This is a genomic window from Mycobacterium sp. NGS27 (genome assembly GCF_059813005.1).
The window spans coordinates 810,741-831,525 of sequence record NZ_JCALDT010000001.1; the positions used below are offsets into that span (position 1 = coordinate 810,741).

The 20,785-nt window shown below is 66.9% G+C and carries 20 protein-coding genes and 1 pseudogene; 14 read left to right on the plus strand and 7 right to left on the minus strand.

The window, feature by feature from the left end; genetic code table 11:
• The first annotated feature begins 105 nt into the window (after positions 1-105).
• Positions 106-1,029, plus strand: a complete 924-nt coding sequence (locus AC5Y30_RS03540; RefSeq protein ID WP_499916780.1) for a class I SAM-dependent methyltransferase — start codon at positions 106-108, stop codon at positions 1,027-1,029.
• Positions 1,030-1,054: 25 nt separating this feature from the next.
• Here AC5Y30_RS03540 and zwf read toward each other — a convergent pair whose 3' ends face one another.
• A complete protein-coding gene (zwf, locus tag AC5Y30_RS03545) occupies positions 1,055-2,554 on the minus strand; it encodes a glucose-6-phosphate dehydrogenase (RefSeq protein ID WP_499916331.1) in 1,500 nt (499 codons plus the stop codon).
• Positions 2,555-2,688: 134 nt separating this feature from the next.
• Here zwf and AC5Y30_RS03550 point away from each other — a divergent pair, with 134 nt between their 5' ends.
• On the plus strand, positions 2,689-2,871 hold the full coding sequence (locus AC5Y30_RS03550; protein ID WP_499916333.1) for a hypothetical protein: 183 nt from the start codon (positions 2,689-2,691) through the stop codon (positions 2,869-2,871).
• Between the two features lie 31 nt (positions 2,872-2,902).
• Here AC5Y30_RS03550 and AC5Y30_RS03555 read toward each other — a convergent pair whose 3' ends face one another.
• The 3 genes and pseudogenes from AC5Y30_RS03555 to hrpA all read right to left on the minus strand — a co-directional run bounded on the left by AC5Y30_RS03555 (position 2,903) and on the right by hrpA (position 8,449).
• Positions 2,903-3,880 carry a DUF1444 domain-containing protein gene (locus AC5Y30_RS03555; protein WP_499916782.1) on the minus strand — a complete coding sequence of 326 codons (978 nt, stop codon included), beginning with the start codon at positions 3,878-3,880 and terminating at the stop codon, positions 2,903-2,905.
• A gap of 59 nt (positions 3,881-3,939) precedes the next feature.
• Positions 3,940-4,497: pseudogene (locus AC5Y30_RS03560) on the minus strand (aromatic-ring hydroxylase C-terminal domain-containing protein); the annotation flags it as partial.
• A 25-nt stretch (positions 4,498-4,522) separates the two neighbouring features.
• A complete protein-coding gene (gene hrpA, locus AC5Y30_RS03565; RefSeq protein ID WP_499916335.1) occupies positions 4,523-8,449 on the minus strand; it encodes an ATP-dependent RNA helicase HrpA in 3,927 nt (1,308 codons plus the stop codon).
• Positions 8,450-8,568: 119 nt separating this feature from the next.
• Between hrpA and AC5Y30_RS03570 the strand changes: the two genes are divergently transcribed.
• Together AC5Y30_RS03570 and AC5Y30_RS03575 are read left to right on the plus strand one after the other, a co-directional pair.
• Positions 8,569-9,591 carry a YhjD/YihY/BrkB family envelope integrity protein gene (locus tag AC5Y30_RS03570; RefSeq protein WP_499916337.1) on the plus strand — a complete coding sequence of 341 codons (1,023 nt, stop codon included), beginning with the start codon at positions 8,569-8,571 and terminating at the stop codon, positions 9,589-9,591.
• Positions 9,592-9,651: 60 nt separating this feature from the next.
• On the plus strand, positions 9,652-10,425 hold the full coding sequence (locus AC5Y30_RS03575; protein WP_499916339.1) for an enoyl-CoA hydratase/isomerase family protein: 774 nt from the start codon (positions 9,652-9,654) through the stop codon (positions 10,423-10,425).
• A gap of 15 nt (positions 10,426-10,440) precedes the next feature.
• Here the strand turns inward: AC5Y30_RS03575 and AC5Y30_RS03580 are convergent, their stop codons facing one another.
• The gene (locus AC5Y30_RS03580; protein WP_499916341.1) at positions 10,441-11,556 is read right to left on the minus strand and encodes a spore photoproduct lyase family protein; all 1,116 of its coding nucleotides are present in this window, start codon (positions 11,554-11,556) and stop codon (positions 10,441-10,443) included.
• On the opposite strand from AC5Y30_RS03580, the gene AC5Y30_RS03585 reads away from it, so the two are divergent.
• The 8 genes from AC5Y30_RS03585 to AC5Y30_RS03620 all read left to right on the plus strand — a co-directional run bounded on the left by AC5Y30_RS03585 (position 11,555) and on the right by AC5Y30_RS03620 (position 15,691).
• A complete protein-coding gene (locus AC5Y30_RS03585) occupies positions 11,555-11,971 on the plus strand; it encodes a DUF3253 domain-containing protein (RefSeq protein WP_499916343.1) in 417 nt (138 codons plus the stop codon). The genes AC5Y30_RS03580 and AC5Y30_RS03585 overlap by 2 nt on opposite strands.
• 61 nt (positions 11,972-12,032) lie before the next feature.
• The gene (locus AC5Y30_RS03590; protein ID WP_499916345.1) at positions 12,033-12,695 is read left to right on the plus strand and encodes a cutinase family protein; all 663 of its coding nucleotides are present in this window, start codon (positions 12,033-12,035) and stop codon (positions 12,693-12,695) included.
• Between the two features lie 54 nt (positions 12,696-12,749).
• Positions 12,750-13,004, plus strand: coding sequence for a hypothetical protein (locus tag AC5Y30_RS03595; RefSeq protein ID WP_499916347.1), 255 nt, complete (start codon positions 12,750-12,752; stop codon positions 13,002-13,004).
• A gap of 203 nt (positions 13,005-13,207) precedes the next feature.
• Entirely contained in the window at positions 13,208-13,696 is a 489-nt protein-coding gene (locus AC5Y30_RS03600; RefSeq protein WP_499916349.1) for a hypothetical protein, read from the plus strand.
• A 14-nt stretch (positions 13,697-13,710) separates the two neighbouring features.
• Complete coding sequence (locus AC5Y30_RS03605; protein ID WP_499916351.1) at positions 13,711-14,946, plus strand: zinc-dependent alcohol dehydrogenase; 1,236 nt, start codon at positions 13,711-13,713, stop codon at positions 14,944-14,946.
• Positions 14,921-15,169: a DUF6480 family protein gene (locus tag AC5Y30_RS03610; RefSeq protein ID WP_499916353.1), complete on the plus strand. Its 249-nt coding sequence runs from the start codon at positions 14,921-14,923 to the stop codon at positions 15,167-15,169. The genes AC5Y30_RS03605 and AC5Y30_RS03610 overlap by 26 nt, the downstream gene beginning before the upstream one ends.
• 58 nt (positions 15,170-15,227) lie before the next feature.
• Positions 15,228-15,443, plus strand: coding sequence for a DUF3072 domain-containing protein (locus AC5Y30_RS03615; protein ID WP_499916355.1), 216 nt, complete (start codon positions 15,228-15,230; stop codon positions 15,441-15,443).
• Positions 15,440-15,691, plus strand: a complete 252-nt coding sequence (locus AC5Y30_RS03620) for a hypothetical protein (RefSeq protein ID WP_499916357.1) — start codon at positions 15,440-15,442, stop codon at positions 15,689-15,691. The genes AC5Y30_RS03615 and AC5Y30_RS03620 overlap by 4 nt, the downstream gene beginning before the upstream one ends.
• A 30-nt stretch (positions 15,692-15,721) precedes the next feature.
• Here the strand turns inward: AC5Y30_RS03620 and AC5Y30_RS03625 are convergent, their stop codons facing one another.
• Complete coding sequence (locus AC5Y30_RS03625) at positions 15,722-16,564, minus strand: MOSC domain-containing protein (RefSeq protein WP_499916359.1); 843 nt, start codon at positions 16,562-16,564, stop codon at positions 15,722-15,724.
• A gap of 56 nt (positions 16,565-16,620) precedes the next feature.
• On the minus strand, positions 16,621-18,012 hold the full coding sequence (locus AC5Y30_RS03630) for a PPE family protein, SVP subgroup (protein ID WP_499916361.1): 1,392 nt from the start codon (positions 18,010-18,012) through the stop codon (positions 16,621-16,623).
• Positions 18,013-18,477: 465 nt separating this feature from the next.
• Between AC5Y30_RS03630 and AC5Y30_RS03635 the strand changes: the two genes are divergently transcribed.
• On the plus strand, positions 18,478-19,665 hold the full coding sequence (locus AC5Y30_RS03635) for a glycosyltransferase (RefSeq protein WP_499916363.1): 1,188 nt from the start codon (positions 18,478-18,480) through the stop codon (positions 19,663-19,665).
• A gap of 70 nt (positions 19,666-19,735) precedes the next feature.
• On the plus strand, positions 19,736-20,779 hold the full coding sequence (locus AC5Y30_RS03640) for a class I SAM-dependent methyltransferase (RefSeq protein WP_499916364.1): 1,044 nt from the start codon (positions 19,736-19,738) through the stop codon (positions 20,777-20,779).
• The last annotated feature ends 6 nt before the right edge of the window (positions 20,780-20,785 follow it).

The following is a 20,785-nucleotide window of genomic DNA, read 5'->3' on the forward strand; positions in this document are numbered from 1 at the left end:
ATAGCCAGAAAGTACCCTTCGGTACCGGTGGTGTAGTTGCCGGTGGTGAGCGGCGTCGAGGGCGAATTGGTCGACGCGGCGGGTGAATTGCGGAAGGGGAAGCGGATGTCATCGTTTGGCTCGGCGCGCAGCGAGGGCGACAGCTGGGACCTGGCCTCCAGCGTGGGGGCGACCGCGACGATGGTGGCGGCCTCCCGGGCGCTGGCGTCCCGAGAGCCGGACGCCCTGCTTGACGACCGGTTCGCCGAGCCGTTGGTGCGGGCGGTCGGGCATCCGTTCTTCACCCGCATGCTGGATGGCCAGATCCCGCTCGACACCGACGACATGCCGATGACGCTGCAGCAGCGACGCGAGCAGATTACGGTGCGGACCAGATTCTTCGATGACTTCTTCGGCGCCGCCACCGCCGCCGGAATCCGGCAGGCCGTCATTTTGGCCGCCGGGCTGGACGCGCGGGCCTATCGGTTGCCATGGCCTTCCGGCACCGTGGTGTTCGAGGTAGACCAGCCCGAGGTCATCGCCTTCAAGTCCGACACACTTGCCCAGATCGGTGCCGAACCGACCGCCGAGCGCCGGACCGTCGCTGTCGATCTTCGCGATGACTGGCCAACGGCGCTGCGCGACAGCGGCTTTGACGCCAACACCCCTACCGCCTGGATCGCCGAGGGCTTGCTGCCCTATTTGCCGCCCGAAGCCCAGGACCGCTTGCTGGACAACATCACCGCGCTCAGTGCCCCGGGCAGCCGGCTGGCCACCGAGAACATCACCGACATGAGCGTCTTCACCGACGAACGAGCACGGGCGATGCGCAGCGCCTGGCGGCAGCACGGACTGGACATCGACGTCGCCGAGCTCGTCTGGCTCGGGGAGCGCCGCCCGGCCGCTGAGCACCTGGCCGCCACCGGCTGGAACGTCACGCGCCGACCGACCGAACAGGTGTACGCCGACTACGGATTCGTGTTGCCCGACAACGAAATCCTGAAGCGATTCCGTCACGCGATCAGTTACCTCAGCGCCGAATCAGCCTGAGGCCGCGGGTCGTCGAGCGCTTTCGCTACGACTTGGCTTCGCGCCACTCGCGCTCGAACGGCAGCCGCCACGCGTTGGGTGCGATCAATTGGTGAATGGCGTTCGGACCCCAGGTACCCGGCTGATACAGCTTGGCCGGCGGCGGGTCGGTGAGCAGATCTTCCGAACGCTCCCACAATGATTCGATGCCTTCCGCGGTGTTGAACAGCGTGTGGTCGCCCCGCATCGCATCGAGAATCAAACGCTCGTAGGCCTCCAGCACGTCCGCGACCGTGTCGATCTCCTGCGAAGAAAACTGCATGGACAGCTTGTCCAGTTTCATGCCCGGCCCGGGCCGCTTGCCATAGAAGGACAGCGAAACCTTCGAGTTGTCGGCAAGGTCGAACGTGAGGTGATCGGGGCCCTGGGTGCCCACGCCGGATCCGGGCGGGAACATCGTTCGCGGGGCCTCCTTGAACGCGATCGAAACGACGCGGATGCCCTCTGCCATCTTCTTGCCGGTGCGCAAGTAGATGGGCACTCCGGCCCATCGCCAGTTGTCGATCCCCACCTTGAGCGCGATGAACGTCTCGGTGTCGGAATCCTTTGCCACGCCGTCCTCGTCGCGGTAACCGCTGTACTGACCGCGCACCACGTTGGAGGGCTTGACCGGCAGCATCGACCGAAAGACCTTGTTCTTCTCCTCGCTGATGGCGAACGGTTCGAGCGCCGTCGGCGGCTCCATCACGGTGAACGCCATCACCTGGAACAGGTGGGTCACCACCATGTCCTTATAGGCGCCGGTCTCTTCGTAAAAGTTCGCCCGCTGATCCAAACCCAGGGCCTCGGGAATGTCGATTTGAATGTGGTCGATGAAGTTGCGGTTCCAGATCGGCTCGAACAGGCCGTTGGCGAAGCGGAACGCCAGAATGTTCTGCGCGGCTTCCTTGCCCAAGAAGTGGTCGATACGGAAGATCTGGGATTCTTCGAATGTCTCGTGGACGAAGTCGTTCAGCGCCACCGCGCTGGCCAGGTCGGTGCCGAAGGGCTTCTCCATCACCACCCGGGAGCGTTCGACGAGCTTGGCGTCGCGCAGCATGGTGATCACGTCGCGCGCCGCTTTGGGGGGGACCGACAAGTAGTGCAGCCGCCGCACATCGTGGCCCAGATTGTCTTCGGCTTCGGCGACCGCCTCGGCGAGGGCTTCCGGTCCCGCGCCCTGCGGCACGTAACAGATGATCTTTGCGAAGCTGGCCCACTGCTCAGACGTGAGCTTGTGCGTGCCGAACTCGTCAATCGCGTTCTTGGCGAGCTCGCGGAATTCGTCGCTGCTGATGTCTTCAAGCGACGTCGCGATGATTTGGATGTCGGGCGCCAACTCGGATTGATTCAGGTAGGCCAGCCCGGGGATCAGCTTTCGCTTCGCCAGATCGCCCGTCGCACCGAAAAGGACAATGACGTGCGGGTCGAGCCGATCGGGCTGGTGACGACGTTTGCGGGCGTCGGCAGCGGGATAAGCGATGGTCTGAGGTTTCTCGGTAGCCACTCTTGCGATGATTCCACCGCGGCGGCGCTGTGTCTCGTATGTTCTGACTGCTCCCGCATCTGGTTAGCGAACGCGTGATCGGGTATGGAATAGCGGGGGCGCCCGGCGCCGGAGCCCATCCCCCACCCAGGCCAATGGAAAGCGACATGACCAAACCCGACAAAGACCCGCTGAGCCGCGCTCAGGAGCTGGAAAACATCGTCGATGAGCTCGAGGAGAAGGTTACCGAGGAAAGCGAAGCCGAAGGTGTTCCCGGCAACCGCAGCGACCGGGAACAAGCGGCTACCCACGGCACCACCAGCGAGCCGCCGGACTAGCGGGTCGCAGACCCGGCTCCCATGCACATCGTCATTCGCTCGCTCGGTCGATGGCGTGGGCCTTCAGCGTCGCCAGCATCTCGGCCTTCGGCCATTCGTCGGCCCGGTAGCGGACCGGGTTGATTCCCGCGACGGGAAGAATGCCCACTGCATCGACCACGGTCGGGAACGGCACGGTGAACTTGTCGGACACATTCGACGGGTCACCGACCAAAAACGTCACGTAATCGGTTTGCGGCAGCTCCCACGGAATGCCCTGGCCCCACACCGCCGTGGTGCGCCGGCCCCACGCCGTCTCGATGATCTGCGCGTCGCCGACGTACCGCGGGAACAACTCGCGCTCATAATGCTCCCGCAAGAACTCGGTCTGGTGGTTGTATTCCTTTGCGGCCAAGAGGGTTCGAGCTCTCAACGCCAGATCGCGCAACGGGTGCGGGCCGGCCTGGTCGAATGGCGCGATGACGCTGCCCTCGATCGTGTAGCCCTGCGGCGAGATGGGCTGCTCGGCGTCGAGGTACATCTGCTCGGCGACCTCGAAGAGATCCGCGGCATTGTCGGGCGCGTCGGTGCCCAGTATCAACACGCCGTCGCCCGGGAAAAAGACCAGTGGACGGGGGCCGTCCGCCACCGCGAGTGACGCCAGCCAACCGGTCGCCAGGATCATCGAATCGACATACGTGCCGCCGTCGGCGTCTTTCAACAGGAACTTCTCGCCCGGCTGCAAGGCCTGCCGATGCGCGGAAAGGTTCTCCCTGGCCGCCGCGAAGGCCTGATCGCCGCTGATGCCCCACGCGTCCGTCTCCGCCGGGGTCACCATGGCCCGCACCGTAGGCAGGTCGACCACGACCATCTCGTTGATGAAGGGGAACACAGGCCGGACCCAGGGCAGCGCCCCGGTGTTGACCAAATGGTTGACGTAGCTTTGCGGACGCAGTACCGGCCGCAGCAAGGGACCGGCCTCGGCCCAATCCATGGGCGGGGTCGGCGGTTGGTCGGTTGCCATGTTCAGCTGCTTCCTGATCTCGAACAGCGAACACGCACGTTACACGCTGCGTCGGCCGATACAAGTCACCGTTTCCGCTGTGAAAGTTGGCCATGCGTCGGGGCGCCTGCCCCGACCCAGGTGGCAAGCGCGTCGCGCAGCGGCGGGTCGGTGTCGGCGCCGACCCAGGCGACGTGGCCGTCCGGCCGGATCAACACGGCGGGCGGCTCGCTGACCGCGCCAAGCACCGGAAGCACGTATGGGGCAATGCTTTTCGCGGATACGACCCGGATCCGGTCGCCCCAGGGCTCGATGTCGATGCCGTCGGTGTTCCCGAAGTCCAGCAGCAGCGCGCGGGCGTCTCGCAGCAGCTCGAATACGCGCAGCGGCCCGTCGGCGGTGACCAGGTCCAGGTCGGGCATCCTGCGGCCCACCAGTGGGTGTCCCCCACCCAGGTCGTAAGCGATATCCAGGCCGGACATCATCGCGGCGAAGCATGCGCGCGGTTCGTCCATGCCGAGAAGGTCGGACACGGTGTCGCGCAGTGCCTTGGTGCGTTCGTCGGGGCGAAGAAGCGTCATCTGCGCCAACGCATTGCGCAGCACGCGCTGGGCAACCGGGTGCCGTTCGGCGTGGTAGCTGTCCGGTTGAAAGTGGCGGGGAAAACAATCACCAACGGTCGCGCACCGCGTCGATTGCGCGGTGAATCCGCTGCTCGCTGACCGGACGCGGCGTGCCCAGTTGCTGGGCCCACAGGCTCACCCGGAGTTCCTCGATCTGCCGGGCGATATCGCGAACATCTGCGGCAGCCTTCGCCGGTTGCGGCAACTCCCGCACCAGTTCGTCGTAGGCGACCTGCACGGCGTGCACCCGTTGCATGCGCTCCCGATCGGCCCCGAGGGCGTGGGGCAGCCCCTCGAGGCGGCGACGGATCCCAAGTAGGTAGCGGTGGAGGTCGGCGAGGTGCGCGGGCCCCGTGGCGGTGACGAAACCGGCCGGCAACAGCCGATCCAGCTGCGCACGGATGTCGGCGACCGCGTCGATCTGGGCGGGCGAAGGATTCGCGGGCATCAACAGTTGCACCTCCTGAGCGGCGGCGAGCACCTTTTCGACGCGGCCCACGATCTCGAGGGTGGTGGGCAGCAGGGACTTTCCGGCCCGCTGCTGCAGCGCGACGAACTCCGCGCGCGTCCACACCGGCGCCGAGACGATAGCGTCGGTCGCCGCGTCGGCGCAGTCGTCCAACAGCGCGGACAGGTCACCATCCGGATTGCCGCCGAGAGCCAGCCGGGTACGTGGATCAAGCTGCCGCGCAATGGCTTTCACCGGTGAGGCGACGCTGAGCCGCATCAGCCGCCGGATGCCGGGTCCCATCGCCTCGTCCTGCTCGGCCGGCGTGGCGAACACGCGAAGGTCGACGGCGCCGCCCACGTCGACGAATGCGGGATAGCCCCGCACGGTGCGTCCGTCAATCGAGCGTTCGACGACGCGGGGAAGTTCGTCGACGTCGTCGGGCCAGCCGCGCACGCCCGCCCGCTCCAGCTCGCCCGCGACCGCGTGCGCGACGGCTCGGCGGGTCGGGGCGGTGAGCCGTTCCTGCAGCGCCCGCAGATCCTTGCCGCGGGCCACCTCGGTGCCGTCCCCGGCCTCGATCGCGAACGTCACCCGCAGGTGCGGCGGCAGCTTGTCCAGTTCGAAGGCGTCGGTCGGCACCAGAATTCCACTGCGACGGCGCAATTCGCGTTGCAGTGCCGGCAGCACCGGCTCACCGGTCGGGTCGATTGCCGCCAGCACCGCACGGGCAGTGTCGGGTGCGGGAACGAAGTTGCGGCGCAAGTCTTTCGGCAGTGACCGGATGAGCGCGGTGACCAGCTCCTCGCGCAGCGCCGGCACCTGCCAGGCGAACTCGTCGCCGCCCAACCGCGCCAGCACGTCGATCGGCACGTGGACCGTGACCCCGTCGTCGGCGGCACCGGGCTCAAACCGGTAGGTCAGGGGCAGCGCGACATCGCCCGTTCGCCACGTGTTCGGTCGATCCCTGCCTGCGGTGTCGTCGGTACGCAGCAAGTCGGCACGGGTGAAGGTCAGCAGGTCTGGTGTCTTGTGTCGCTGCTTTTTCCACCACGCGTCGAAGTGCCGGGTGGAAACGACATCGGCGGGAATGCGGGCGTCATAGAGCGCGTAAACCTCGTCGTCGCCGATCAGCAGGTCGCGGCGGCGGGCTCGCTCCTCCAACTCCTCGAGTTCGGCCCGCAGCCTCGCGTTGTCGCGAAAGAAATGGTGGCGGGTCTGCCAGTCGCCCTCGACGAGCGCGTGCCTGATGAACAGGTCGCGCGCCACCGCCGGTTCGACTCGGGCGTATCCCACCCGGCGACGCGCGACCAGCGGCAGCCCGTACAGCGTCACCCGCTCGTAGGCCAGCACCTCGCCGCGTTTGGCGTCCCAGTGCGGTTCGCTGTAGGTGCGCTGCACCAACTCGCCGGCGACCCGCTCGACGACCTCGGGCTGAATGCGGGCGGCGGTTCGCCCGTACAGCCGGCTGGTCTCGACCAGCTCCGCCACAACTACCCAGCGAGGCGGCCGTTTGGTGAGAACCGAGCCGGGCGCCAGCACGAAATGCGAGTTGCGCGCGCCGAGATACTCGCGGGTGTCTTCGCGGCGCATGCCGACATGCGACAAGAGCCCGGCGAGTACTGCCGCGTGCACCCGACCGGGATCCGCCGGCTCCTTCGACGCGGCGTCTTCGACGATGCCCAAGTCACGCGCGACGCTGCGCAGCTGCCCCACCAGATCCTGCCATTCGCGGATCCGCAGATAGTGCAGGAATTCAGAACGGCACATCCTGCGAAAGGCATTGCCGGACAGCGACTTGCGCTGCTCGCGCAGATAACGCCATAGATTGAGGTAGGACATGAAATCGGAGTGCTCGTCGGCGAACCGGGCGTGCTTGGCGCGCGCCGCCTCCTCGCGGTCGCTGGGCCGTTCCCTCGGGTCTGGAATCGTCAGCGCCGCGGCCAACACCAGCATCTCGCGCACGCACCCTTCGGCCTGGGCCTGCAGAATCATCCGGCCCAGCCTCGGGTCGACGGGCAGCCGCGCCAGGCGACGGCCCAGGTCGGTGATGGCGCCATGCCGGTCGAACGCGCCGAGTTCGACCAGCAGCTGGACGCCGTCGCGGACGTTGCGGCGGTCCGGCGGGTCGAGGAACGGGAACTCCTCGATGTCACCCAGCTGCAGGGCCGCCATCTGCAACAGGACGGCGGCCAGGTTCGTCCGCAGGATCTCGGGCTCGGTGTAGCGCGGACGCGCCGCGAAATCCTGTTCGGAGTAGAGCCGGATGCACACGCCGGGCGCGACTCGGCCGCACCGGCCGGCGCGCTGCGCGGCCGACGCCTGCGAGATGGGCTCGATCGGCAGCCGCTGCACCTTCAGGCGCCGGCTGTAGCGGGATATGCGGGCGTTGCCAGGGTCGATGACGTAGCGGATCCCGGGCACCGTCAGCGACGTTTCGGCGACGTTGGTCGCCAGCACGACGCGGCGCCCGGCATGAGGCGCGAACACCTTCTGCTGCTTCGCGGTGGGTAGCCGCGCGTACAGCGGGAGCACCTCGGTGTGCTCGAGCCCACCCAAAGCCTCTGCGGTATCGCGGATTTCGCGTTCCCCCGACAGGAAGACGAGGACGTCGCCCGGCGGCTCGGCCTCGAGTTCGGCGATGGCGTCGACGATCGCCTCGACCTCGTCGCGGGTCTCGGTCCGCACGATCTCGTGGTCCGGGTCGTCGGGGTCGTCATCGGCGGCCGAAAGCACGACAACCTCCAGCGGCCGATAGCGCACCTCGACCGGATACGTCCGCCCGGACACCTCGATGATCGGAGCGTTGCAGAAGTGCGCCGCGAAGCGCTGCGGCTCGATCGTCGCCGAGGTGATGATCACCTTCAAATCGGGGCGTCGAGGCAGCAACTCCCGCAGGTAGCCGAGCAGGAAGTCGATGTTGAGACTGCGCTCGTGGGCCTCGTCGAGGATCAGCGTGTCGTAGCGCAGCAGGCGGCGGTCGCGCTGGATCTCGGCGAGCAGGATGCCGTCGGTCATCAGCTTGATCAGCGTGCGGTCGCTGACCTGATCGGTGAACCGCACGGCATAGCCGACTATGTCGCCCAGCGGGGCGCCCAGCTCGTCGGCGATGCGCTGGGCCACCGTGCGGGCGGCCAGCCGCCGGGGCTGGGTATGCCCGATGGTTCCGCGGATCCCGCGGCCGGCCTCGAGACAGATCTTGGGCAGCTGGGTGGTCTTTCCCGAACCGGTTTCCCCGGCGATCACCACCACCTGATGCGCCCGTATCGCCTCGGCGATTTCCTGCCGCCGTTCGCTGACCGGCAGGTCGGGATAGCTGATGGTCGGCACGGCGGCTTGACGGGCGGCGACCACGTCCTGCGCCGCGGCGATCTGGTCGGCCAGCAGCCGCAGTTTCTCGGGTGAGGCGCCTCGCAGGTTCTTCAGGCGCCGGCCGAATCGGGCGGCATCGCGCAGCGTCACTCCGTCGAGCTGTGTGCGCAACTGCGCCGCAGACGGTTCGGCCACTCCGCACAGAATAGGCATCCACTCGGCCGTATACCGCAACGCGTCGCCTCACGGGCCGGGTTGATGGCAGCCGAATACGGGTATCAGGTGGCGAGTGCATCGAATTGGATGCCGGCTTGCGGGGGAAGTGATCGGCGATGGTCGGTTGGCTGGACAGGCTGCAGCGACGGAATCGAGTCGTCGGCGTGATCGTCGGTGTCGTCTACAAATACAACGACGATCAGGGCGGTTACCTCGCCGCCCTGATCACCTACTACGGGCTGGTGTCGCTGTTTCCGCTGTTGCTGCTGTTGACCACCGGTTTGGGGGTGGTGCTGGCCGGCCGGCCGGATCTGCAGGCACAGGTGCTGCGCAGCACCCTGAGTCAGTTCCCGGTAATCGGCGACCAGCTGCACCACCCCCAGGGCCTCAGCGGCGGAGTGGTGGGCGTGGCCGTGGGCCTACTCGGCGCGCTCTACGGCGGTCTGGGCGTCGGACAGGCGGTGCAAAACGCGATGGACACGGTGTGGGCGGTGCCGAAGCACAAGCGCCCCAACCCTATTCGATCCCGGTTGCGCAGCCTGCTGTTGCTGCTGGTGCTGGGCTCGGCCGCGATCGCGGCGACCGTGTTGGCTGCGGCGGGCCACGCCACCACAGCGCTGGGAGTCTTCAGCAAGATCGGCCTGGTATTGGCCGCGGTGGCGATCAACGCAGTGATCTGCCTCGTTGCCTTCCGCGTGACGACCGCGCGCGCCCTGACGTACCGGCAAGTGCTGCCGGGAGCGGTTGCCGCAGCGCTCATTTGGCAGATGCTGCAGTGGTTCGGGGCCGGCTATGTGGCGCACACCGTGAAAAGGGCCAGCGCCACCAACAGTGTGTTCGCACTGGTGTTGGGGGCGTTGGCGTTCCTGTTCCTCGCGTCGGTGGCGCTGGTGATGTGCGCCGAGGTCAATGTCGTCTTGGTGGAGCGGCTCTACCCGCGCGCGCTGCTCGGGGCGTTCAGCGACGACGCGGATCTGACGACGGCGGATCGGCGGACCTACACCAAAAAGGTCAAAGCCGAGCGCGTCAAAGCCTTCGAGCGGGTCAGCGTGCGGTTCGACGATATCAGGCGGGTGCCCGCGAAAACCGTTGAGCGCCTTGAGGCATTCCACGACTCTCACCGCCCCCGCACACCCTGAGAACGGGTTTTTCACCGGCTTACGGAGTAGGCCGTGGGCACGGCGCAATAGTCTGCAGTGATGAGTCTGGTCACCTATGAGCTGCAAGACCACGTTGCCACCATCACCCTGAACCGCCCCGAGGCGCGCAACGCCATCAACGGCGCGCTTCGCCAAGACCTGAACGCCGCCTGGGATCGCTTCCGCGACGACCTGGACGCGTGGGTGGGGATCCTGACGGCCAACGGCGGCGTCTTCTGTGCCGGCGGTGACCTCAAGGACGGCGAAGGATCGGTTGGCACGTTCGGCGGCACCTTTTGGGAGAAGCCGACCATCAACTCCTTCGAATCCGGCATGGAGCTGTTCAAGCCGACCATCGCCGCCGTGCACGGTCCGTGCATCGGCTACGGAGTGACCGGGGTGCTGTTCTGCGACTTCGTCATCGCCAGCACCGAGGCCACGTTCTGCTTCCCCGAGGTATCGATCGGGGTGCCCACCATCGTCGGAGCCATCCGTCTGCCGCGTCGGGTGGGCTGGGCCAACGCCATGGAGTTGCTGCTGACCGGAAAGCCCATGAGCGCCGAACGGGCCAAGGAAATCGGTCTGGTGTGGAAGCTGGTCGAGCCCGACCAACTGCAGGGCGAAGCCCAAGCGTGGGCCCGCACCCTCACCGAGGCCGCACCGCTGGCGCAGCGGGCGACCAAAGAAGTGGCGTGGCGAACCGCCGACATGGGCTGGATCGAATCCGTGCGCTTCGGCGAGACCATGCGCAAGGTCGCCGGCGCGACCGAAGACGTCGCCGAGGGGCTTCGGGCCTGGGCCGAGAAGCGCAAACCGCAATGGCGCGGCCGGTGACGGCCGATCGGAGTGTCAGAACGCGTAGCGCAGCCGGCAGCCCGGCAGCGTGACCGCGAGCAGGTCGGTCAGGTCCTGCACCCAGCGGCCCTTCCACGGGCTCTTGTAGCGCACGTTCCACTGTCCGCTCTGGCTTCGCTTGAGCTGTTGCAGATCCGGCCGCCAGAGCAACTCCTCCCCCTTCGGGTGCCAGCCGAGGTTCACGTCGTGCAGGCCCTGGTTGTGCGTCAGGAAGATGACCTCGGCCGCGAGTTGCCGCTTGGTGCGCTCGCTGGTGTTGTCGGCCACCTGCTGCAGCAGCTCGGCCCAGTCGTCGCGCCAGCCGTCGTAGACGATGACCGGGCTGAGGTTCAGATGCACTTCGTAGCCGGCCTCGACGAAGTCGTCGATGGCGGCGATGCGGTCGGCGACCTTGGAGGTGCGGATGTCGACCAGCCGCGACGCCTCCGCCGGCATCAGGCTGAAGCGCACGCGAGTGCCGCCCTGCGGGTCGTAGTTCAGCAGGTCGCGGTTGACCAGCTTGGTCGCGAAGCTGGCCTTGGCATTGGGGATGCGTGCGAACAGCTCGACGAGGTCGCGCACGTTGTCGGACACCATCGCATCGACCGAGCAATCGCTGTTCTCGCCGATGTCGTAGACCCAGTCGACCGGGTCGCACTGATTGGGTTCGGTTTTGACCCCCTGTCGGGCGGCGTGCCGTTCGAGGTATCCGGTGATCTTCTCGATGTTCGCGAACACGGTGATCGGGTTGGCGTAGCCCTTACGGCGCGGCACATAGCAGTAAGAGCACGCCATCGCGCAGCCGTTGGCCGTCGACGGCGCGATCCAATCGCTGGACCGCTCGTTGCGTCGCGCCGAGAGACTCTTCTTCTCACCCAGGACGAGCACTTCCCGTTTGATGCGAACCCAGTCCTCCACGTTTCCCTCGTTGCCGTACAGGCCAGGTATCGCCTGGTGCGAGGCGACCTGGATGCGTTCGGCGTCGGGGAATCGGTCCAGCACCTGACGCGCGCGGGCAAACCGGTCGATGTCGGGCTCGTGGTAGATCCGCTTGATGTCGAGGAGCCGATCGGCGAGATCGGCCGGCACTCGGTGCGCCGGATGCGCGTCATTTGCAAGAGTGGGCGGCATGCTCATTCAACGACTGCGCGCCGGGCGCGGTTCCAAGTGGCGAACCGGCGACGCCGTGGCCTTCACTGGTGGGGTGGGCGAACGATTGCGTGCCGAGTTGGGGCGGGTGTCAAGCGGTGGCGGCCGAGGCGCCGAGCATGCCGAGATCGCCCTCGGCGACGGGCCGATGAGACAGCGGCTCGAGTCGTCGATCCGCGCGCTGGTCGAGCATCGTGGCCCGAAGAGCAGCATCTGCCCGTCGGACGCCGCCCGTGCGGTAGGCGGCGACAATTGGCGCGAACTGATGGACGACGCGCGGCAGGCCGCCCGCCGGCTCGCCCGATCGGGCGACGTGGAGATCACGCAACGCGGCAACGTCGTCGACCCCGACGGCGAATGGACTGGCGCCATTCGCATCCGGCGCGCCGGGCCTTGACTATGACTGGTTGCGCCAACCGCCGGGACCGCCGCCGCCGACGATATGACAGGATCTCGGCATGAGTGCACGCAGATTTGCTCGCTGGGTTGGTATGTCGGTTGCGACGACGTGGGCGCTGCTGAGTGCACCCTTCGCGATCCCCACCGCCGTCGCCGATGGGTGCTCGGACGTCTCGGTGGTTTTCGCCCGCGGCACCCATCAGGAGCCCGGCCTCGGCAACATCGGACAGGCGTTCGTCGACTCGCTGACGTCGCAACTCCCCGGTAAGTCCGTCGATGTGTACGCGGTCAACTACCCCGCCAACGACGACTACCACAACAGCGCCAACGCCGGGTCCGCCGACGCGAGCGCGCACATCCAGAACGTCGTGGCCACCTGCCCGAATTCGCGAATCGTGCTCGGCGGCTACTCGCAGGGCTCGACGGTGATCGACCTGGCCACCAACGCGATGCCGCCCTCGGTGGCCGATCATGTCGCCGCCGTCGCCCTCTTCGGAGAGCCGACCAGCCAGTTCTCCAGCATGCTCTGGGGCGGCCAGCCGCTGCCGACGATCAACCCGGCCTATGGCGCCAAGGTCACCAGCGTGTGCGCCCCCGACGATCCGATCTGCTCGGGCGGCGGCAACATCATCGCGCATGTGACTTACATCGACACCGGGATGACCGCGCAGGCCGCGACATTTGCGGCCGACAAGGTCAACCAGGGTGCGCCGCGCGCCTGACAGCGCTCGCTCCTCTCGCCGTTGCCGCTCTCCCCTTCGGCTAACGTCGACCGTATGTCCAAAGCCTCCGGCAATGACCCGATCGACGACGTCGCCCCCGGCGACATCATTTCCGTGGACCGCGGCTTCGGTGAACGGCCCTACAAAGTCGTCTTCAAGGATCCCAGCGACGCGGGGTATCTCATCACGTTCGAGACCGACGGCGGCGAGACCTTTCAGCTCGAGCTGGCGGCCGGTACCCCGGTGAAACGATCACTCGAGGCGAAGTGGGAATCTGCGCAAAGCCCTACGCCGAACTCGGAGAACTAGCGGCGCCGCCGTAGGCGCCGAGCCGGAAGTCGTTGACGCACAACGCTTTCGATGGCCAGCGCATCCGTCGCCCCGAACAGACCCCGGCGAACCGGTTGCTGACACCGCTGATTCCGCGAATGGCGACGTCAACCTCCTTGCCCAGCTGCCGTTTGGGTGGCATGTAGGCGGGTACCGCAATGCTCCAACGGAGGGAGCGTGCGGTGAGCTATGTGAAGACCGCGAAGAACCAAGTGCTGGGCGTGGTGAACAAGATCATCGACATGCCGCCCCGCAACGTCGGGGCACAAACGGTGACCATCGCTTGTCCTTTGGAGCGGATCGAGCAGTTCTGGCGCGATCCCGGCCAGCTATCCGTGGTCCTCGGTGACATCGCGAAAATCGACGCCGACGGACGCGGCCGCTATCGCTGGCGGCTATCGGCGGAACCCGATGTGGCCTGGGACTCGACGTTGGTCGCAGAGGCCGACGGGGTTCGCTTCGTCGGCGACGGCAACGAAATCGTCGTCCGCTATCGGCCCGCTCCGCACGACCTCGGCACCGAGGTCACCCTGTGCCTGAAATCGCCCGCGCCCGCGCTGTTGTCCGGCGCGGCGGCCTTCAAGATCCTTTACCGGTCACGCGCCCTGCTGCAAACCGGCGAGGTTCCGACCATCCAGTCCAACCCGAGCGCGCGGAATTCCGCGCGGTAAGCGAAAGGCCGAGCATGCGCGCACTGTGCTGGAACGGCGTCAACGACCTCTCCATGGAAACCGTCGACGACCCCAAGATCCTCAATCCGCACGACGTCATCGTCGAAGTCCGGCTCACCACCACCTGCGGCTCGGACTTGCACTTCATCGACGGGTATTTGCCCGGCATGCGGGCCGGTGATGTGTTCGGCCACGAATTCATGGGTGTGGTAGCGGAGACGGGTCCGCAGGTGCGGGAGATCCACGCCGGCGACCGAGTCGTGGTGCCGTCCTTCATCGCCTGCGACCGGTGCTGGTATTGCGACCATGAGTTGTACTCGTGCTGCGACACAACGAATCCCAACGCCGAATTGCAACAACCGTTGTTGGGATATCCGTCCGGCGGTATCTACGGTTATACGCATCCGTTCGGTGGCTACGCGGGTTCGCACGCCCAATACGTTCGGGTGCCCTTCGCCGACACGAATTGCTTTGTGATTCCGGGTGATATCACCGATGAGCAGGCACTGTTCTTATCCGACGCGGTGCCCACCGGCTTCATGGGCGCCGATTTCTGCGACATCGCCGGCGGCGACACGGTCGCGGTCTGGGGGGCCGGCGGTGTCGGGTTGATGGCCGCGCGCAGCGCCCTGCTGCTTGGCGCCGAGCGGGCCATTGTCATCGACCGCATACCGGAGCGGTTGGCGTTGGCGCGCAATGAGTTCGGACTGGAAACGATCGACTACAAGGCCGTCGACAGCGTGCACGAGTCGCTCCGGGAGATGACCGGCGGGCGGGGGCCCGACGCCTGCATCGACGCGGTCGGCATGGAGGGCCACGGCACCGGAGTGCAGCAACTCTACGACCGGGCCAAGCAACTGCTGCGAATGGAGACAGATCGCGCCACCGCGCTACGACAGGCGATTCTGGCTTGCCGCAAGGGCGGAGTGGTGTCGGTGCTCGGGGTGTACGGCTTGACCGACAAGTTCCCGACTGGCGTATTGACCAACAAGGGTTTGACCCTGAAAACGGCTCAGCAACACGGACAACGCTACATAACGCGGCTCTTCGACTACGTCCAGCAGGGCGACCTCGATCCCGCCAAGTTGATCACCCACGATGTGTCCCTCGAGGAGGGAGTGCGGGCCTACGACCTATTCAAGAACAAGAAGGACGACTGCATCCGGGTGGCGATGCGACCGAATGCTTCCACCGTCGCCCGCGACGAACAGGCCGGTGTCAATTATGACCGCGCAACCTCCCGATCCTGATCCGTTACAAACTCCCGGGCTGGAGCCCGGAGGAGGTGCCGCACCGGGCACCACTCCCCCGGCCGCGCCCCAAACCTCCGGTGTGTCTGAGCCACAACCGCCGAATACTCGGCGGTTCACTCCCAGTTCCGCCCTCACGGTCCTCGCGGTGTGCATTTTCGCCGTCGCGTTCATCGCGGTGGCAGTCCTATTGGTGATGAAGATCGTCGGGGTGGGTGGCTGACATGCCGGAACCATCACTTGCTGATTATGTTGGCTCGGTTGTGGGCATAGCCACATGCATGGTCGACGATGCCGCGCAGGCGCCACAGGAGAATCCGGAGAAGGACACGTCGCAGTGGATTACGGGCGACGAGCCCATGACCGGCCCGCAGCGTAGCTACCTGAACACGCTGGCGCAGGAAGCGGGCCAGGAGATCCCGGAGAATCTGACGAAGGCCCAGGCCTCCCGGCTAATCGATGAGTTACAACAACGAACCGGGCGGGGTGGCTCGTGACCATCGGCGCCGAGGACGTGCGACAGTTGCTGGCCAGCCCGGAGCCGGACGCGGCGCTGGTGGTGATTCAGGGGCGCGCCGCGGTCGTCACGCCGGCGGATCTGGACTCAGACGAATACCGAGGCGCCCTGCAGCTCGCGACCCGCCAGGAATTGGTGCAGCGGGTTGGACATGCGGAGTTGTCCGACCGCGAGTTGGCCGAGCAAGCGGAAGACCTCGACACGGCGGTGCGCAATCTGGGTGGGTGACGCTGCTTCGATGCGTTGCCGCGGAAGCGGTTACGGTCCGACGGTGACCTGGTCACCGACCCGGATGACGCCCTTGGTGACCACCGCGAGGTAGACGCCGGCGCAGGGTTGCGCACCGTGACCGCCTGTGTTCAAGCGGTTTTCGGCCGCCGGTATGCGAAGGGCCTGGGGAGCCCGCGGCAGCGGGCCATGTTCGAGGGTGGGAACCACGCAGCGTGACGTCGCCGTGAGGACGCGCAGCCGCGTCTCACCGATGACGAGTTCGCCGCCCACCCAATCGTTTTCGGCATACGGGGGGTGGCCGGGTGGTGTCGTGATCACCAGATTCGGCCGGTACCGCAGCGCCTCCACGCCGATGTGCTCCAGGGTGGCCGTCGTGATCGCGTGCAATGGAGCTTCGTCGGTGAACGAGTCGCCGGGGGTGGCCGCAGCGATCCGCAGAATGCGACCGTCCACCTCGGTGTCCAGACCCAATTCCAGCAGCTTCTCCGGATCGGGACGCACCAGTGTCGCCCCCTCGGGGCGTTGAGTGACCAACCTGACCCGTCGACCGGTCAGCCGCGACATCAGCTCGTCGACGCCGGGATCATCGGCGGCCACGTCGGCTCCGTCGGGCATGCTGATCCGCACCCCCTGGGCATCGGCGTGGGCGGTGCAGGTCAACAGGTAGCGCCACAGCCGGGGATTCTTGGCGCTGGCCACGTGCCCGGTTTCAGCGTCGAGGAGCGCGAGCCGCCGGTCGCCCTCGGCGCCGCGCTCGTCGACCGGCAGGCGATCGAGGGTTTCGCCGAGCATCGACTTCACCGGATAGCGAAGCAGCGCCTGCACCCGCATCGGCACGGGCGCGGGAGTATGGGCGATCGAGTTGTCCATGCGGCGCCTTCACTGCAGAGTTCGTCAATAAGTGTGCCCTGTCGAGCCCACACGGATCAGCTTGGCAGCAGGCGCTTCTTCTGCTCTTCGAATTCCTGCTGCGTCAGAATTCCGGCGTCGCGCAGCGACGCCAGTTCGCGCAGCTCGGCGGCGATGCTCGTGATCGGCCCACCCGCGGCGACCTGCGGCGGTGTCGCCGGCTCTTTCGTCGGCTCCTTCGGCGCCTCGCGCGTCGCCTTCTCGATCTCGCCGGCCCGGGCGCGCTCGCGCCCCAAGGCGCCACCGGTGCCGGCCATCGCGCGCCCCGCCATGCTCGCCACGGCCATCTCGCCGAACAGACTCCCGGAGCCGCTGGGAGCGGCGGCGGCCGCGGCCGCGGCGACTTCGGCGCCCGCCCCCGCGCTGGTGGCCGGCAGCACCAAGGCGGCCGGGCGGATCGCCGGAGCGGCCGCCGCCCATCCCGGCGGCACCGATAAGCCACCCACGGTGTTCGCTTGACCCAGCCCCGCCGACAGCAGGGGTCCGAATCCCCCCGCCGGGTTGGTGATCACCGGGAATGGCGAGGGCGGCACCGCGCCGGTGCCCGGCCAGGACTGCACCCCGGCCCAACCGCTGACGATGTCGTCGGTGTGGAAACCGGTCAGCGCGCCGGCGATGTCGAAGGGAAGGGCGATCGAGGCCGAAGGCGAGTCGACGGTGAGGCCGGCGATGCTGGCCGGCGCGTCGAGGAAGATGGCGATGAGGTCGCTCTCCAGGCCCAGAAGGTCCGTCAACGACGTCGGATCGGCGGCCGCGGCCGGGTTCACCGCCGCATTGGTCAGCAGGTTGGGTACCGCCGATAACGGTTGCTGGGCCACGGTGTTGCGCGTGCTTCCGGCGGCGGTAGCGGCGGCCTTCGCCACCGATTCGGATTGACCGGCGTCGGAGGTGGTGGTCGGGTCGGGCTGGGTGAACGGTGTCACCCGGGTGGCCGAGGCCGTCGCACCGGCGTAGCCGATCATGGCCGCGGTGTCTCGCGCCCACATCTCGGCGTACTCCGCCTCGGTGGTGGCGATCGCCGGCGTGTTCTGCCCGAGGATGTTGGTCGCGACAAGCGTCGCCAGCAGGGTGCGGTTGGCCGTGACCACCGGCGGCGGCACCGTCTCGGCGAACGCCGTCTCGTAGGCGAACGCGGCGGCCCTGGCCTTGTTGGCCGTTTCTTCAGCCTGGGCGCCGGTCGTCCTCATCCATTCCAAGTAAGGGGTGATCGCTGCGACCATGGACGCCGACGACGGCCCAACCCACGGACCGGAAGTCAAGGCCGTGATCTCGCCCTGGTACGAGGTCGCCGTCGATTGCAACGCGGCGGCCAACTCGTCCCAGGCCATCGCGGCGGCCAGCATCGGTCCCGACCCCGGACCGGCGTACATCCGCGCGGAGTTGATCTCCGGCGGCAGTGCGAAGTCCATGTCGTTCTCCTCCGATCGCGTTTCAGGGCCGCGAGGGCATCGACGGCCCCGATGCGCGTGGTGTGGGGGTAGCCAACCGAGCAGCAAACAAATCGCATTCCCTCCGGTGCCGCCAGTGCCGCGGAAGTAGACAGCCGAATAGGGCCGTCCCCAGTGCTAGCGGACCGGTCTCCACGTTTGCAGGTGCTCCCACGTCAACCAATACAGCGAAATTGTTGCCGAGGGTTAACGATAGGTTACCTGCACATGACGAGGGAAACTCGCAAGGGTTAGGCGCGTATTGCGCAAATCACCCTCAGCCCGCTCTCAACGGGGCGCAACGCGCATTGCTCGACTTCCCCGGTCCGATTTCCAGTCGCCTGGCACCGGCAAAGGCCAGGTCAGCTCGATGAGATGGCTTCCCAGCGGGTCGCGCGACGTCCGTTCTGCTTGGATTTGTGGGATCCCTGCGAATGAGGTCTGCTGATGAAAATCGTGCTGGTCGCCTACGGGGGCCGCGGCGACGTCGAGCCTTGCGCCGCGGTCGGCCGCGCGCTGATGAACCGAGGGCACCAGGTGAGCCTGGCGGTCCCCCCCAACCTGACCGCCTTCGTCGAGTCGACGGGGCTCGCCGCCGTCGGGTACGGGCCGGATACGCAACGTGGGATGACTGCGGCTCAGGAATTGCTTGGATCGCTCCAGTCCGGCGTCAGCGGACTGTCGCACGTTGTCGAGCGCGTGACGCGGATCTGGATGGATAAAAGCGCGACGTTGTCGTCCTTGGCAACGGGCGCCGATCTGCTGGTGGCGCACATGAACGATCAGGCGCTGGCCGGCAATGTCGCCGAACAGCAAGGCATCCCGCTCGCCGCGTTACACGTTTTCCCGGCACGGATCATGCCGTCGAGCGCCCTGTATTCGGGCATGACGAAGGATGCCGAAGCCGTCCAACGTCGCGCGCTTGGCTTGCCCGAAACCGAGTCGACGGCGCGTCCGGCGAGTGAGGTGTTGGAAATCCAGACTTACGACGAGCTCTGCCTGCCCGGGCCCGCCGCCGAATGGCTGGAACCGGGTGGCCGGCGTCCTTTTGTCGGTTCGCTGACGCTGGAGTTGCCGACTGACAGCGACGACGAGGTCTTGTCCTGGATAGCGGGTGGGACGCCCCCCATCTACTTCGGGTTCGGCAGCACGCCCGTCAGCTCTCCCGCCGAGACTGTCGCGGTGATCAGCGCGGCCTGCGGGCGGTTGGGTGAGCGGGCGTTGATTTGCAGCGGTGCCAATGACTTCACCGATGTCCCGCCGTTCGACCACGTCAAAGTGGTGAGGTCGATGAATTATGCGGCCGTCTTCCCGGCCTGCCGGGCCGTGGTCCACCACGGTGGATCGGGCACCACCGCCGCGGGCCTGCGCGCCGGAGTCCCCACCCTCATCCTGTGGACGGTATGGGACCAGCCGATGTGGGCGGCCGCCGTCGAACAAATGAAAGTTGGTTCGGGACGCGCCTTTTCGGAAAGTACTTTGGACTCGCTGGTCGCCGATCTACGCACCATCCTCACTCCGCAATGCGCCGCTCGCGCCCACGAGGTCGCCGCGCAGATGAGTAAACCCGCCGACAGCGTTGCCTACGCCGCCGATCTCCTCGAAGAGGCTGCCCGCACGGCACGCTCGGTTTGATCGGGCGCGCGAACCGCCCGTCCCCTGCGCGGCGGTGGTGCAAACTCCGCCGGTCGTGTAGAAGGTTCTGGTGCAGGATCCGCCGAATAGATCGTTCGAGCCGTCGATGCTGCGCGAAGCGATGATCAGGCGGTTGTACCGTCGATTGTCGGCCGAGGGTCAGATCAGGGTGCCGGCGGTGCCGGCCCTGATCGACGAGTACGTCCTGTTGTGCGGCAACGTCTGCGCCACCCTGGGTGTCTGGTACACCCCCGAACAGTCCGCACACCTGCGGGCCGCGCTGGAAGTGGAGCTGGCGAAGGCTTTCCGGGCATCCCATCGTTCCGACGTCCTCATCTCGTATCACGCTCCTTTCGGGGAGGGCGTGAATTTCCGCGTCCAGGCCGACTGGCGCACGGTTGAGGCCGACTACCAGCAGTGGATGGACATCCGCCCGCCGCCGCTGTTCGGCACCGAGCCGGACGCACGCGTGCTGGCGCTGGCCGCCGAGGCGGACGACCCTTCGACCTATCGGGTGCTGGACGTCGGCGCGGGAACAGGGCGTAATGCGCTGGCGCTGGCGCGCCGCGGACATCCGGTCGATGCGGTCGAGCTGACCGCGAAGTTCGCCGAGGTGATGGTTTCGGAAGCCACCGGGGAATCGTTGCGCGTGAACGTCATTCAAGACGACGTCTTCACCGCGATGGAGGACGTACGCGAGCAGTACCAGCTGATGGTGCTTTCGGAAGTGGTGTCCGACTTCCGCACGACGCACGAGTTGCGCGGCATGTTCGACCTCGCCACCGATTGCCTGGCGCCCGGTGGGCGTTTGGTGTTCAACACCTTCCTGGCGCGCGACGGCTACGTTCCCGACGACGTCGCGGTGCAACTGAGCCAGCAGTGCAACAGTATGATCTTCACCCGCGACGAGGTGACGGCCGCCGCGGCCGGCCTACCTCTCGAGCAAATCGCCGACGACCCCGCCTACGAGTACGAGAAGGCGCGGGTCCCGGCGGAGGCCTGGCCGCCGACGGGTTGGTTCGAAGGTTGGGCCGGCGGCCTCGATGTGTTCGATCTCGAGCGCGACGATTCCCCAATAGAGCTGCGCTGGCTCGTGTTTCAAAAGGCCGGCTGACCCGCA